The organism is uncultured Sphingomonas sp. (genome assembly GCF_964244265.1).
Taxonomy (GTDB): Bacteria; Pseudomonadota; Alphaproteobacteria; order Sphingomonadales; family Sphingomonadaceae; genus Sphingomonas.
Genome location: NZ_CAXTHV010000027.1, coordinates 39303 through 51881, shown reverse-complemented (window position 1 = coordinate 51881; position 12579 = coordinate 39303). Strand labels below are relative to the sequence as shown.

Annotated in this window: 17 protein-coding genes; 15 read left to right on the top strand and 2 right to left on the bottom strand. The window is 66.7% G+C overall.

The features are described from left to right. The 11 genes from ACFE7K_RS11885 to ACFE7K_RS11835 all read left to right on the top strand — a co-directional run. A partial coding sequence (locus ACFE7K_RS11885; RefSeq protein ID WP_375398408.1) for a CobW family GTP-binding protein occupies positions 1-833 on the top strand: 833 nt, incomplete at its 5' end. Then, positions 830-1849, top strand: coding sequence for a WD40 repeat domain-containing protein (locus tag ACFE7K_RS11880; RefSeq protein ID WP_375398407.1), 1020 nt, complete (start codon positions 830-832; stop codon positions 1847-1849). The genes ACFE7K_RS11885 and ACFE7K_RS11880, both read left to right, overlap by 4 nt. After that, the gene (locus ACFE7K_RS11875) at positions 1795-2043 is read left to right on the top strand and encodes a DUF1289 domain-containing protein (RefSeq protein WP_375398406.1); all 249 of its coding nucleotides are present in this window, start codon (positions 1795-1797) and stop codon (positions 2041-2043) included. Before ACFE7K_RS11880 ends, ACFE7K_RS11875 begins: the two co-directional genes overlap by 55 nt. Further along, the gene (locus ACFE7K_RS11870) at positions 2040-2843 is read left to right on the top strand and encodes a nickel permease (protein WP_375398405.1); all 804 of its coding nucleotides are present in this window, start codon (positions 2040-2042) and stop codon (positions 2841-2843) included. The genes ACFE7K_RS11875 and ACFE7K_RS11870 overlap by 4 nt, the downstream gene beginning before the upstream one ends. A 107-nt stretch (positions 2844-2950) precedes the next feature. Next, the gene (locus ACFE7K_RS11865) at positions 2951-3334 is read left to right on the top strand and encodes a transglycosylase SLT domain-containing protein (RefSeq protein WP_375398404.1); all 384 of its coding nucleotides are present in this window, start codon (positions 2951-2953) and stop codon (positions 3332-3334) included. A gap of 1 nt (position 3335) precedes the next feature. After that, complete coding sequence (locus ACFE7K_RS11860) at positions 3336-3506, top strand: hypothetical protein (RefSeq protein WP_375398403.1); 171 nt, start codon at positions 3336-3338, stop codon at positions 3504-3506. Between the two features lie 66 nt (positions 3507-3572). Next, complete coding sequence (gene mtnB / locus ACFE7K_RS11855) at positions 3573-4370, top strand: methylthioribulose 1-phosphate dehydratase (protein ID WP_375398402.1); 798 nt, start codon at positions 3573-3575, stop codon at positions 4368-4370. Then, the gene (locus ACFE7K_RS11850) at positions 4367-4921 is read left to right on the top strand and encodes an acireductone dioxygenase (protein ID WP_375398401.1); all 555 of its coding nucleotides are present in this window, start codon (positions 4367-4369) and stop codon (positions 4919-4921) included. The genes mtnB and ACFE7K_RS11850 overlap by 4 nt, the downstream gene beginning before the upstream one ends. Continuing rightward, on the top strand, positions 4921-5556 hold the full coding sequence (mtnC, locus tag ACFE7K_RS11845) for an acireductone synthase (RefSeq protein WP_375398400.1): 636 nt from the start codon (positions 4921-4923) through the stop codon (positions 5554-5556). Before ACFE7K_RS11850 ends, mtnC begins: the two co-directional genes overlap by 1 nt. Continuing rightward, the gene (gene mtnA / locus ACFE7K_RS11840) at positions 5553-6608 is read left to right on the top strand and encodes an S-methyl-5-thioribose-1-phosphate isomerase (RefSeq protein WP_375398399.1); all 1056 of its coding nucleotides are present in this window, start codon (positions 5553-5555) and stop codon (positions 6606-6608) included. Before mtnC ends, mtnA begins: the two co-directional genes overlap by 4 nt. 26 nt (positions 6609-6634) lie before the next feature. Continuing rightward, positions 6635-7570 carry a ribose-phosphate pyrophosphokinase gene (locus ACFE7K_RS11835; RefSeq protein WP_375398398.1) on the top strand — a complete coding sequence of 312 codons (936 nt, stop codon included), beginning with the start codon at positions 6635-6637 and terminating at the stop codon, positions 7568-7570. A gap of 28 nt (positions 7571-7598) precedes the next feature. Here ACFE7K_RS11835 and ACFE7K_RS11830 read toward each other — a convergent pair whose 3' ends face one another. Together ACFE7K_RS11830 and ACFE7K_RS11825 are read right to left on the bottom strand one after the other, a co-directional pair. After that, positions 7599-8114, bottom strand: a complete 516-nt coding sequence (locus ACFE7K_RS11830; RefSeq protein ID WP_375398397.1) for a beta-carotene hydroxylase — start codon at positions 8112-8114, stop codon at positions 7599-7601. A 38-nt stretch (positions 8115-8152) separates the two neighbouring features. After that, positions 8153-8974 (bottom strand): hypothetical protein, encoded by an 822-nt coding sequence (locus ACFE7K_RS11825; protein ID WP_375398396.1) that lies wholly within the window; start codon positions 8972-8974, stop codon positions 8153-8155. 52 nt (positions 8975-9026) lie between these two features. Between ACFE7K_RS11825 and sucC the strand changes: the two genes are divergently transcribed. The 4 genes from sucC (at position 9027) to ACFE7K_RS11805 (ending at position 12542) form a co-directional block, all read left to right on the top strand. Continuing rightward, a complete protein-coding gene (gene sucC, locus ACFE7K_RS11820) occupies positions 9027-10223 on the top strand; it encodes an ADP-forming succinate--CoA ligase subunit beta (protein ID WP_375398395.1) in 1197 nt (398 codons plus the stop codon). 10 nt (positions 10224-10233) lie between these two features. Then, entirely contained in the window at positions 10234-10476 is a 243-nt protein-coding gene (locus ACFE7K_RS11815; protein WP_375398394.1) for a hypothetical protein, read from the top strand. 381 nt (positions 10477-10857) lie between these two features. After that, positions 10858-11616: an electron transfer flavoprotein subunit beta/FixA family protein gene (locus ACFE7K_RS11810; protein ID WP_375398393.1), complete on the top strand. Its 759-nt coding sequence runs from the start codon at positions 10858-10860 to the stop codon at positions 11614-11616. After that, positions 11613-12542, top strand: coding sequence for an electron transfer flavoprotein subunit alpha/FixB family protein (locus ACFE7K_RS11805; RefSeq protein WP_375398392.1), 930 nt, complete (start codon positions 11613-11615; stop codon positions 12540-12542). The genes ACFE7K_RS11810 and ACFE7K_RS11805 overlap by 4 nt, the downstream gene beginning before the upstream one ends. The last annotated feature ends 37 nt before the right edge of the window (positions 12543-12579 follow it).

Here is a 12579-nt window from a genome sequence, read left to right as displayed (position 1 = left end):
TCGACAACGAGCTGATCGTCGATGCCGACGAGGAAGTGTTCGAGATGAACAACGGCTGCATCTGCTGCACCGTGCGCGGCGACCTGATCCGCATCATCGAGGGGCTGATGAAGCGCAAGGATGGATTCGATGCGATCATCATCGAGACGACCGGCCTCGCCGATCCGGCGCCCGTGGCGCAGACCTTCTTCGTCGACGACGACGTCCGCGCGCGCGCCAGCCTCGATGCGATCGTGACCGTGGTCGATGCCCGCCATGTGCTCGCGAGGCTCGAGGACAGCCACGAGGCCGAGGAGCAGATCGCGTTCGGCGACGTCATCCTGCTCAACAAGATCGACCTGGTCGACGAGCAGCAACTTGAGGAGGTCCGCCAGCGCATCCGCGCGATCAACGGCGCCGCGCGGCTTCACGAGACCCTCAACTGCGTCGTGCCGCTGGAGGAAGTGCTGGAGCGCGGCGCGTTCGACCTGGACCGCATCCTGGAGATCGAGCCCAACTTCCTGTCGGAAGACGATCACGAACATGACGACGCGATCACCTCGGTGTCGCTGTCGTCGGACCAGCCGCTTGACCCGAACCGCTTCATGCCGTGGCTGCGCGCGCTGACCGCGCGCCAGGGCCAGGACATCCTGCGCCTGAAGGGCATCATCGCCTTCCCCGACGAGCCGCAACGCTATGTCGTGCAGGGCGTCCACATGCTGCTCGACGGCGATACCCAGCGCGACTGGAAGCCGGACGAGCCGCGCACCAGCCGGATCGTGTTCATCGGCCGCAACCTCGACCGCGAGACGTTGCAGCGCAGCTTCGAGGCGTGCGCCGCGCTCGCCGCATGACCGACGCGGCGCTGGTCTATCGCCACGGCCGCCATGTCGTCGTCAGGGCCGCGACCACCGCGATCGTCTGGATCGGCGATACCGCGCTGGTGGCGCTGGGCGACGGCAGCGTGCGCCGGATCGAGCCGCACGGCGCGCCCGCTACCATCGCCGTGCATAACGGCGCGATCCTCGCCGCGTGCCGCCATCCCGACGGCGTGTCGATCGTCACCGGCGGCGACGATGGCCGGGTGCGGCGCGTGACGCCCGACGGCGGCGTCGCCGATCTCGGCGCCTTCGGATCGAAATGGGTCGAGCATCTCGCCGCCAGCGCCGCCTCCGGACTGATCGTCGCCGGCGTCGGCCGCGAGGCGGTCGTCTGGGCGAAGGGCGCGGTAGAGCCCTCCCACCGCTACGCCTTCGGCTCAACGATCGGTGGCCTCGCGCTGGACGGCAAGGGCAGGCGGCTGGCGGTCGCGCATTACAACGGCGCGACCCTGCTCTACGCATCGAGCGCGGCGAGCGGCCGCGTCGCGCTCAACTGGGTTGGCTCGCACCTCGCCTGCACGATGAGCCGGGACGGCGGCTATCTCATCACCGCGCTCCAGGAAACCGGCCTGCACGGCTGGCAGCTGCCCGAGCCGCGCGACATGCGGATGTCGGGCTATGCGGCCAAGACGCGCTCCTTCGCCTGGAGCCGGCGCGACAAATGGCTGGCGACCGGCGGCGACGGGCAGGCGATCGTCTGGCCGTTCGAGGGCAAGACCGGGCCGATGGGCAAGGCGCCGGTCGTGCTCGGCGCGCGCGAGGGCGCACTGGTGACGCGCGTGGCGTTTCATCCGACGAACGATCTGCTCGCGATCGGCTATAGCGACGGCGCGGTGGCGCTCGGCCGGCTCGACGACGGCGAGCTGCTGGCGATCGACGAGCCGGCGTTAGCGATCACCGCGCTCGCCTGGAACGACGCCGGCACGCGCCTGGCATGGGGCGACGAGGACGGGCGCGTAGGGCTGCTCGACATGGACGCGCGGGCGTGAGGAGCCCGTGCGTGGATATCTGCCGGTTCGACGGTCGCACCGGATGGTGCGTCGCGTGCGGCCGGACGAAGGACGAGTGCCGGAGCTGGCGCAAGGCCGCCCGCCCGAAACTGCTCGCGCTCAGCGCCGAGCTGCCGCGCCGCCTCGCCAGGCTCGCAGCGCGCGGCGAGCCGGCTCCGGAGAAAGGCCGTTGACCGACCCCTCGGTGGTCCAGCCGGCGCTCGGCCTGATGTTCATCCTTGGCCTGCGCCACGGCCTCGATCCCGATCATGTCGCGGTGATCGACAACATCGTCTTCCGCACGGTCGAGGTACGCCCGCGGCTCGCGCGCTGGACCGGCACGCTGTTCGCGATCGGGCACAGCGTGTCGGTCGCGACCGTGGCGATCGGCGTCTCGCTGGTCGCCGGCTGGTTCGCCGTGCCGCCATGGATCGGCGACGTCATGGCATGGATGGTCGTCCTGCTCCTGTTGCTGGTCGGATCGCTCAATCTCGCCGCGCTGCTCCGGCGGGGCGGCTATACGCCGGTCGGGTGGCGTGCGGCGCTGGTGCCCGCGTCGCTGCGCGCCAGCACGCACCCGCTCGCGGTGGTGGCGATCGGCATGATCTTCGGCCTGGTCTTCGACACCGCGACGCAGGCGGCAGCCTGGGGCGCCGCGGCATCGACGATGGGCGGGCTGGCGGCGGCGGGGACCGTAGCGGCCATGTTCGCCATCGGCATGATCCTGTCGGACACGATCGACAGCCAGATCGTCGGGCGACTGTTGCTGGCAGGTTCGGGGACGGCTCTCGCGCTTCGCTACCGCCGGGCGGTCGGCTGGGTGATCGTGACGCTGTCATTCGGCATGGCGGGCCATGCGCTGGCGGGGCTGATCGGATATCCCGTCGAATTCGGGGACGATATGTTCACGATCCTGGGTGCCTCGGCCGCAACGCTCGTGGTCGTCTTGCTTGCGAGAGGGCACAGGCGTCACACGGCGCGCGACAACGCCTGAACCAGTGGGTGTCGCCCTAACCCAGTCAGGACCGTCAGTTCGACGTCGCCATATCGCCTAAAGTCGTCAGAGATCTGGCAGTGAGGCGCCGGCTCCGCTTCGCGCTCATGCCGATCGTCGTGGTTGTGGGCAGTCCGTCGGCTTATGCCGCACCACCGGCCATGTCGCCGACCGCGAGCTGCCGCGCGCATGCGCCTGAAGCATCGACGCGCTCCGGCATCGCCGTCGATGTGATACTGCGCGTCATGCGCGCGGAAAGCGGCGGCAACCCGGACATTGTCTCGACCAAAGGCGCGATCGGCTGCATGCAGATCATGCCTGCGACGTGGGCGTATCTGTCGCCTCGCTACAGCCTCGGCAAAGCTCCTTACAACGCGCTCATGTACATGACGGCGGCGCATTGTATCTGGCCGAGCTTGCACGCCGGTTCGGATGGCCGGGTGCGTCGTTCGAAAGAAGCTTGGCGAGGAGCGCTGCGCCGCGCTGATTGATTTGGCTGCGCGCGCCAAGGCGCTCTTCGCTGCCGATCAGGACGACACCAACGGCAAGACTGATGAGGGACACGCGCTGCTCCTGGAAATCGAGGGCGTATTGCGTGATGCCCGCCGCAGTCGCGTCAAGGCGAAACTGCCCGACGACGATGGCGAGATCAGCGGCAATTGACGCAAATTCTCCAATGATTCGAGTGCCCATCTTGCCCCTGTGGGAGCACCGGTGACCGGCACGGAAATGGCGGCACTGCTTCGTGCCGGCATCTCTTCGGCCGACGGGCAGCCAGACGGCGCGACGGCCGGCGCGGATCGCACCGCGCCGGCGCACATCCTTGATTTTCTCCCGGCAAAGCGGCGCCGGCTCATCGTGGCCTCGCAATCCAAGGACCTGCGCCTTAAGATGGCGCGCATGGTATTCTACAGCTTCGCCGACGCGCAAGCGGGCATCGTCGATGTCGGGCGACGGATCGCCGCGCAGGGCTGGGCGCCGGCCACCGCCGGCAATTATTCGGCGCGGACCGCGGACGGCTTTGCGGTGACCGCGTCGGGCCGCCACAAGGGACGCCTGACGGAAAGCGACATCCTGCGGCTGGACGGCGACGGCGCGGTGATCGGCGACGGCAGGCCCTCTGCCGAGACGGCGCTGCACCTTGCGCTTTATCGCCGGTTTCCCGACGCGGGGGCCGTCCTGCACGGCCATTCGCCGGCCGCGGTCGCCTTGACCCGGGCCTATCCGGCGCGGATCGAGTGGCGCTTTGCAGGGCACGAAATGCTGAAGGCGTTTCCCGGCGTCACCACGCACAAGACCGCCATCACGCTGCCGATCGTCGACAACAGCCAGGATATGGCGGTGATCGAGGCGGCGGTGATGCCGGCGCTGAACCCGCCTGGCGTCGCCCCCGCTTATCTGATCCGCGACCATGGCCTCTATGCGTGGGGCGCGGACCTTGACGAGGCCGAGCGCATCCTTGAAGCCGTCGAATGGCTGATCGCTGCCGAGCTTGCCGAGCGCGGCTTCCGGGAGAAAGCACGATGACCCGATTGCGTGTCTATGCCGCCGACGATGCCGGCGCCGCCACGCTCGATACCCAGGATCCCGCGGCAATCGGCGCGGCGTTGACCGCGATCGGCGTGCGTTACCAACGCTGGGCGTTGCGCGACATCGCCGCCGGCGCCGGCGCCGAGACGATCCTCGCCGCTTATGCGCCTGAAGTCGAGCGGCTCAAGGCCGAGCAGGGCTATCGCTCGGTCGACATCGTGGCGCTAGCGCCCGATCATCCCGATCGCGCGGTGCTGCGCGGCAAGTTCCTGTCCGAGCATCGCCATTCGGAGGACGAGATTCGTTTTTTCGTCGCCGGCGAGGGGCTGTTCACGCTACGTACCGACGATGACCGCATCCATGCCGTGCTGTGCACCGCCGGCGACCTGATCTCGGTGCCGGCGGGTATGCGCCATTGGTTCGACATGGGGCCGACCCCGCGCTTCGTCGCGATCCGTCTGTTCGAGAATGTCGACGGCTGGATAGCGAAATTCACCGGCGACGCGATCGCCGACCGCTTTCCCCGCCACGAACCGGTGGCCGCCTGATGCCGCTTCCGCCAAGTGCCCTCCTCCTCGACGTTGAGGGCACGACGACCAGCACCGCCTTCGTCACCGACACGCTGTTCCCCTATGCGCGAGAGCGGCTGGCGGCCTATGTTCCCATCCATCGCGAGGAACTCGCGTCGATCCTCGCCGGGATGCCGCCGGGCGATCCGGTCGCGACCCTGCTCGGCTGGATGGACCATGACGCCAAGGAGCCCGCGCTCAAGGAAATCCAGGGGCGGATCTGGCGAGAGGGCTATGAGGCGGGCGCGCTGGCCGGCCACGTCTATCCCGATACGGTCGCCGCTTTCCATCGCTGGAGCCGGGCGGGCGTGCCGACCTACATCTATTCCTCGGGATCGGTCGAGGCACAGCAATTGCTGTTCGCCCACAGTGTCGAGGGTGACCTGACGCCAATGCTGTCGGGCTATTTCGACACGCGCGTCGGCGCCAAGCGCGAAGCTGCATCGTACCAGGCGATCGCGGCCGAACTCCGCACCGTGACCCCGGCGATGCTGTTCGTGTCCGACACGCCGGCCGAAGTCGACGCGGCGCGCGCGGCGGGCATGGCGGCGATGCTGATCGATCGCGACGGCGGGCGGGGCGATGTCGCCAGCCTGGCCGACGTTCTGCCGTGATCCTCGATGGTCAGGCGACGCGATCGGTCAGGCGCACCGCGGACGGCGCCGGCATCTGCATCCTCGACCAGCGGCAACTGCCCTGGGAAGTGCGCTGGGTCGAACTGCGCAGCGCACGCGACGCGGCGGTGGCGATTGCCGAGATGTGGACGCGCGGCGCCCCGATGATCGGCGCGGTCGGCGCCTATGGCCTGGCGATGGCGCTGGCCGAGGCGGCGGACGATGCCGCGCTCGATGCCGCTTATGCGATGCTGGTCGAGACGCGGCCGACCGCGATCAACCTGCAATGGGCGCTCGATCAGGTCGCGGCGGCGGTGCGCCCGCTCGCCCCCGTCGACCGCGCCGGCGCGGCGTTGGCGCGGGCCGATGCGATCTGCGACGAGGATGTCGCTTTGTGCCGGTCGATCGGCGAGCACGGCCTCGACCTGCTGCGCACCCTGCATGCACAGCATCCCGGCCGCCCGCTCAACATCCTGACGCATTGCAACGCCGGCTGGCTGGCGACGGTTGATTACGGCACTGCGACCGCGCCGATCTATCTCGCGCACGATGCCGGCCTGCCGGTCCATGTCTGGGTCGACGAGACGCGTCCGCGCAACCAGGGCGCGCTGCTCACCGCGTTCGAGCTGAAGAACCACGGCGTGCCGCACACCCTGATCGCCGACAATGCCGGCGGGCTGCTGATGGCGCGCGGCCAGGTCGACGCGGTAATCGTCGGCACCGATCGCGTCGCCGCCAACGGCGACGTCTGCAACAAGATCGGCACATATCTAAAAGCCCTCGCCGCGCACGACACCGCCGTCCCCTTCTATGTCGCGCTCCCCTATACCACGTTCGATGCCGCGACCCCCAGCGGCGACGCGATTACGATCGAGGACCGCAGCCCCGAGGAACTCACCCGAGTAACCGGTGCTACCGACCATGGCCTGGAGACGGTCCGGCTGACGCAATCGCCGGCCTACAACCCGGCATTCGACGTCACCCCCGCCCGGCTGGTGACCGGCTACATCACCGAGCGCGGAGTGCTGGACCGACTTTCTACTCCTGCCTAAGAGGAGCCACGATCCAGGGGGCGCGCATGAAGTTGATGACCGGCAATTCGAACCTGCCGCTGGCCAGGGCGATTGCCCAATATCTCGAACTGCCGCTGACCGACGCGAGCGTGCGCCGCTTCGCCGATGAGGAGGTGTTCGTCGAGATCAACGAGAATGTTCGTGGCGAGGACGTGTTCGTGCTGCAATCGACCGGCTTTCCAGCGAACGACAATCTGATGGAATTGCTGATCTGCATCGACGCACTGAAGCGCGCGTCGGCCAAAAGGATCACCGCGGTCGTGCCCTATTTCGGCTATGCCAGGCAGGATCGGAAACCAGGCCCGCGAACGCCGATCTCGGCCAAGCTGGTTGCCAACCTGATCACCGTGGCGGGCGCCAACCGCGTGCTGTCGATCGATCTCCATGCCGGGCAGATCCAGGGCTTCTTCGACATCCCCACCGACAATCTGTTCGCCGCGCCGGTCATGTCGGCGGACATCCTGGCACGGTACAAGGGCCGCAACCTGATGGTCGTGTCGCCCGATGTCGGCGGGGTGGTGCGCGCGCGGGTGCTGGCCAAGCGGCTCGACAACGCTCCCCTGGCGATCGTCGACAAGCGCCGCGAACGCGCCGGCGAAAGCGAGGTGATGAACATCATCGGCGACGTCGAGGGGCGATTCTGCATCCTGATCGACGACATCGTCGATTCGGCCGGTACGCTGGCCAATGCCGCCGCCGCGCTGAAGGAAGCCGGCGCCCAGGGCGTTGTCGCCTATGTCACGCATGGCGTGCTGTCGGGGGGGGCGGTGGCGCGGGTTGAGGGATCGGCGCTCGCCGAGCTGGTCATCACCGATTCGATCGGCAATCACGAGGTGATCCACGACACGGCCAAGATCCGACACCTGACGATCGCGCCGCTGCTCGCCGAGGCGATTCGCCGCATCGCCGATGAATCGTCGGTGTCGAGCCTGTTTGATTAGGGCGCAGACCCGCAAGTCAGTCGATTATTCAGGAACCGGCATTTCGGGTGCCGCCCGGCAACCTCATGCCGCGACCGCCCCGGCCCCTCAGCGCGGCCTTCAGCCGGGCGGGGCTGGGCGCCCACAGGAAGCCGAAGCTGACCGTGCCGCGCCTCGTCTCGACGACGTGGTGCAGGCGATGCGCCTGGACGATGCGCTTCATGTACGCCGATTTCGGCAGGTATCGGGTGGCGATGCGGCGGTGGACGATGACGTCGTGGAACCCGAAATAGATCGCGCCATAGCCGGCAATGCCCGCGCCGATCCACGCGCAGCCCGGCCACCAGCCCAACTGCACGCCGCCGAGCAACAGGACGATCGAAGGCGCGGCGAAGATCACCGCATAGAGGTCGTTCAGTTCCCAATTGCCGGTACGCGGGCGGTGGTGGCTGGCATGGAGGAACCAGCCCGCCCCATGCATCACCCAGCGGTGCGCGACGTACGCGAATCCCTCCATCCCAACGATGGTGGCAAGAAAGAGCAGTGTCCCGACCGTCCAGTGCATCCCCCATTATAGCGAGGCTTGGGCCGCAATACATCGTCTTACCGGGGCGGGATCAGCGGGTAGTCGTTGCGCCGTGCGGCATGGCGCGCCGCGACGAAAGCGCTGCCCGCCATCGCGCAAGCCAGGAACCCTACTGCGACGGCGTCGATCGCCAGCATCGGCCAATACGCCCAGGCCGGCAGTCCTATCGCACCCAGCCCCAACGCGTAATGCACGACCATCAGCGGCAGGACGCCTGCCAGCGTATATCCCATTGTCCGCCAAAAGCTGCCGGCCATGACCTTGACCGATTGAATCGGGCCGCACGCGGCATTGCCAAGGGGCCAGGCGACGCCCCACGCGGTGAGCCACATCCCGGCGATACCCGCGACCAAGGCCAATGCGGCGCTCGCGACCTGGGCCGGCTGTCCCGCCAGGCCGATCAAGGCGCCGATCGACGGCCCGAACAGGGTGAAGGCCTGGAGCGCAGCCTGGGCGGCGAACAGGATCAGCCACAACGCGAATGCGGGCCGATCCGGCCGACCAGCCTTGCGCGCGTCGTCCCACGCCATGAAGCGGGTGAACCAGTAACCCGGCAGGATCAGCGCCACCGTCTTGGCGAAACCGAATCCCAGGCGCACGTCATTGTTCGCCAGCGCTTTTGCCGCAGCGCGGTTGGCATACATGCCGATATGGATTTCCGCGACATGCTGGGCGAATTCAAACAGGGGCGGGATCAGGAACAGGATCGGCACCGCCAGCGCGAACTTCCAGCTGGCGGCGTAAAACTCCCTGATGTCCTGCCACATCGTCTCGTCCCCATTACGAAGTCCCTGCCAGCGCCCGCCATAGCCGACGGCGGGGGTGGATTCATCCCCCACCCTGTGCTTTAGGCCAGTGCAAAGGTTCTCCTGAAAAGGTTGTAGCGCCCCGATGAACATCCATGAATATCAGGCAAAGGAGCTGCTGGCCAAGTTCGGCGTCCCCGTTCCGGCCGGCTTTGCCGCAATGTCGGTCGACGAAGCAGTCGCGGCCGCGGGCAAACTCCCCGGGCCGCTTTATGTCGTCAAGGCGCAGATTCACGCCGGGGGGCGCGGCAAGGGCAAGTTCAAGGAACTCGGCCCAGACGCCAAGGGCGGCGTGCGGCTGGCCAAGACCCCCGACGAGGTTCGCGCGGCGGCGACCGACATGCTCGGCAACACGCTGGTCACGGTGCAGACCGGCGAGCACGGCAAGCAGGTCAACCGGCTGTACGTGACCGACGGCGTCGACATCGCCAAGGAATTCTACCTCGCCTTGCTGGTTAACCGCGCGACCGGGCGCGTGTCGATGGTAGCGTCGACCGAGGGCGGGATGGATATCGAGACCGTCGCGCACGAAAGCCCCGAGAAGATCCATGCGATCGACATCGACACCGCGACCGGCTTCATGCCGTATCACGGCCGCGCGGTTGCGGCGGCGCTGGAGCTGACTGGCGACCTCGCCAAACAGGCGGCGAACGTGGCGGCGAAGCTGTACGACGCGTTCCTCGGCACCGATGCCGAGCAGATCGAGATCAACCCGCTCGCGGTGACCGACGACGGCAAGCTGATGGTGCTTGACGCCAAGGTCGGTTTCGACGGCAACGCGTTGTTCCGCCACAAGGACCTTGTGGACCTGCGTGACGAAAGTGAGGAAGACCCGGCCGAGCTGGAGGCGTCGAAATACGACCTCGCCTATATCAAGCTCGATGGCGACATCGGCTGCATGGTCAACGGCGCGGGCCTCGCCATGGCAACGATGGACATCATCAAGCTGAATGGGATGTTCCCGGCCAACTTTCTCGACGTCGGCGGCGGTGCGTCGAAGGAGAAGGTGACCGCGGCGTTCAAGATCATCCTGGCCGATCCGAACGTGAAGGGCATCCTGGTCAACATCTTCGGCGGCATCATGAAGTGCGACATCATCGCCGACGGCATCGTCGCGGCGGCGAAGGAAGTGAACCTGTCGGTGCCGCTGGTGGTTCGGCTGGAGGGCACGAACGTCGAGCAGGGCAAGGCGATCCTGTCGGGCTCGGGGCTGGCGATCGTGCCGGCGAACGATCTGGGCGATGCAGCCCGCAAGATCGTCGCCGAGGTGAAGGCGGCTTGAGGACAGCGACATGGCCGACAACGTCGAGAACCTGATGCTGGAGCATCTAAAAAAGTTTCAGGCGACGCTCGACAGCATGCAGTATGACATACGCGAGCTGAAGCTTCGGCAGTCGGAAACGCACACGGCGGTTCTCGGTCTTCGCCGTGACCTGGTGAGCGACGCTGAAGTCACCGCGCACATGCAGTCGCAGATCGATCGATTCGCCGACCGGCTCGACCGTATCGAGCGCAGGTTGGACCTGACGAACTGAGGAACAAGCGATGAAGGTGCCGGTGCTCGTCAAGCGCATGCTCGACTACAACGTGAAGCCTCGTGTGCAGGCGGCCTAGATCGTGTTGGAGCTTGCGATTTTCTGCGGCTTTACGGCAGGCCTGTTGCTTATCATAGGACCGTGCACATCGCGGTTCGGTCGGTTAGGGCTGGGAGCGACCGCCACGCTGGCGATGGCATGGCTGCTGACCGTGATCTCGGTTGCTTATGTTCCGACCGAAGCGGACGCGAGAGGCGATCTCGATGGCCTCGGCGCTGTGTCTTACGTGCTGTTTAATTGGTGCTTCGGCATCTTGTATGGAGGCGCCACGTTGATCGCCTGCTGGCGGGCCCGATGTTGGCTGGTTCAAAGGATTTAAGCATGAAGGTGCTGGTGCCGGTCAAGCGCGTGCTCGACTATAACGTGAAGCCCCGGGTGAAGGCGGACGGGACGGGGGTCGACCTCGCCAACGTCAAGATGAGCATGAACCCGTTCGACGAGATCGCGGTCGAGGAAGCCATCCGCCTGAAGGAAGGCAAGAATGGCGGGGGCGTCACCGAGATCGTCGCCGTTTCGATCGGCGAGGCGAAGAGCCAGGAGACGCTGCGCACCGCGCTGGCGATGGGTGCCGATCGCGCGATCCTGGTGGTCAGCGAAGAGAAGGTCGAGCCGTTGGGCGTTGCCAAACTCTTGAAGGCGATCGTCGACGAGGAGAAGCCCGACCTCGTCATCCTGGGCAAGCAGGCGATCGACGACGACAACAACCAGACCGGGCAGATGCTCGCCGGGTTGATGGGCGCGGGCCAGGCGACGTTTGCGTCGAAGCTCGAACTGGCGCCCGACAGCGTCACCGTGACACGCGAGGTCGATGGCGGATCGGAGACCGAGAAGCTGACGCTGCCGGCGATCGTCACGGTCGACCTGCGCCTCAACGAGCCCCGCTATGCCTCGCTGCCCAACATCATGAAGGCCAAGTCGAAGCCGATGGCGCAGAAGACACCCGGCGATTATGGCGTCGACGTCAGTCCACGGCTGACCACGCTGAAGGTCGTCGAGCCGGCCAAGCGCACCGCCGGCATCAAGGTCGCCGATGTCGACGAACTGGTGGGCAAGCTGAAGGCGATGGGAGTTGCCAAGTGAAGACGTTGGTCTGGGTCGAACATGACGGCACGTCCGTCAGGGATGCCACGCTCGCCGTGGTCACCGCCGCGTCTCAGCTTGGCGAGGTGCATCTGCTGGTCGCCGGTCAGGGCGTCGATGGGGTTGCCGCCGAAGCGGCGAAGATTGCCGGCGTCGACAAGGTCTACGTTGCCGACGACGCAGCGTACGCCAATGCGCTCGCCGAAAACGTCGCCCCGCTGGTCGCCGAACTGATGGGGCATCACGACGCCTTCCTCGCGCCCGCAACCTCCAACGGCAAGAACATCGCGCCGCGGGTCGCCGCGTTGCTCGACGTGATGCAGATCAGCGACATCCTGTCGGTCGAGGGCGAGGATATCTTCACGCGCCCGATCTATGCCGGCAACGCGATCGCGACCGTCCAGACGAAAGATGCCAAGAAGGTCATCACGGTGCGCGGCACCGCGTTCGAGAAGGCCGCGACCGACGGTGGCTCCGGCACCATCGAGGCGGTCGGATCGACCGGCGACAAGGGTGTATCGACCTATGTCGGCAGCGAGATCGCCAAGTCCGAACGCCCCGAACTGACCAGCGCCAAGATCATCGTCTCGGGCGGCCGCGCGCTCCAGAACAGCGACAATTTCCATGCACTGATCGAGCCGCTGGCCGATAAGCTCGGCGCGGGCGTGGGCGCCAGCCGGGCGGCGGTCGATGCCGGCTACGCGCCCAACGACTATCAGGTCGGGCAGACCGGCAAGATCGTCGCGCCGGAAGTCTATATCGCGGTGGGCATTTCGGGCGCTATCCAGCATCTGGCGGGGATGAAGGATTCGAAGACGATCATCGCGATCAACAAGGACGAGGACGCACCGATCTTCCAGGTTGCCGACATCGGCCTGGTCGGGGACCTGTTCAAGCTGGTGCCCGAGCTTACGTCGAAATTGTAGGGGAGAGCGGAGCGCGCTGGACTTGCTCCCGCGACGC

Excerpts from the sequence above, each read along its gene's own strand:
- mtnB (WP_375398402.1), top strand. The coding sequence starts at position 3,573 with ATGGCGGCACTGCTTCGTGCCGGCATCTCTTCGGCCGACGGGCAGCCA.
- ACFE7K_RS11815 (WP_375398394.1), top strand. The coding sequence starts at position 10,234 with ATGGCCGACAACGTCGAGAACCTGATGCTGGAGCATCTAAAAAAGTTT.
- ACFE7K_RS11830 (WP_375398397.1), bottom strand. The coding sequence starts at position 8,114 with ATGCACTGGACGGTCGGGACACTGCTCTTTCTTGCCACCATCGTTGGG.
- sucC (WP_375398395.1), top strand. The coding sequence starts at position 9,027 with ATGAACATCCATGAATATCAGGCAAAGGAGCTGCTGGCCAAGTTCGGC.
- mtnC (WP_375398400.1), top strand. The coding sequence starts at position 4,921 with ATGCCGCTTCCGCCAAGTGCCCTCCTCCTCGACGTTGAGGGCACGACG.
- ACFE7K_RS11865 (WP_375398404.1), top strand. The coding sequence starts at position 2,951 with ATGCCGATCGTCGTGGTTGTGGGCAGTCCGTCGGCTTATGCCGCACCA.
- ACFE7K_RS11810 (WP_375398393.1), top strand. The coding sequence starts at position 10,858 with ATGAAGGTGCTGGTGCCGGTCAAGCGCGTGCTCGACTATAACGTGAAG.
- ACFE7K_RS11880 (WP_375398407.1), top strand. The coding sequence starts at position 830 with ATGACCGACGCGGCGCTGGTCTATCGCCACGGCCGCCATGTCGTCGTC.
- ACFE7K_RS11850 (WP_375398401.1), top strand. The coding sequence starts at position 4,367 with ATGACCCGATTGCGTGTCTATGCCGCCGACGATGCCGGCGCCGCCACG.
- ACFE7K_RS11875 (WP_375398406.1), top strand. The coding sequence starts at position 1,795 with ATGGGGCGACGAGGACGGGCGCGTAGGGCTGCTCGACATGGACGCGCG.
- ACFE7K_RS11835 (WP_375398398.1), top strand. The coding sequence starts at position 6,635 with ATGAAGTTGATGACCGGCAATTCGAACCTGCCGCTGGCCAGGGCGATT.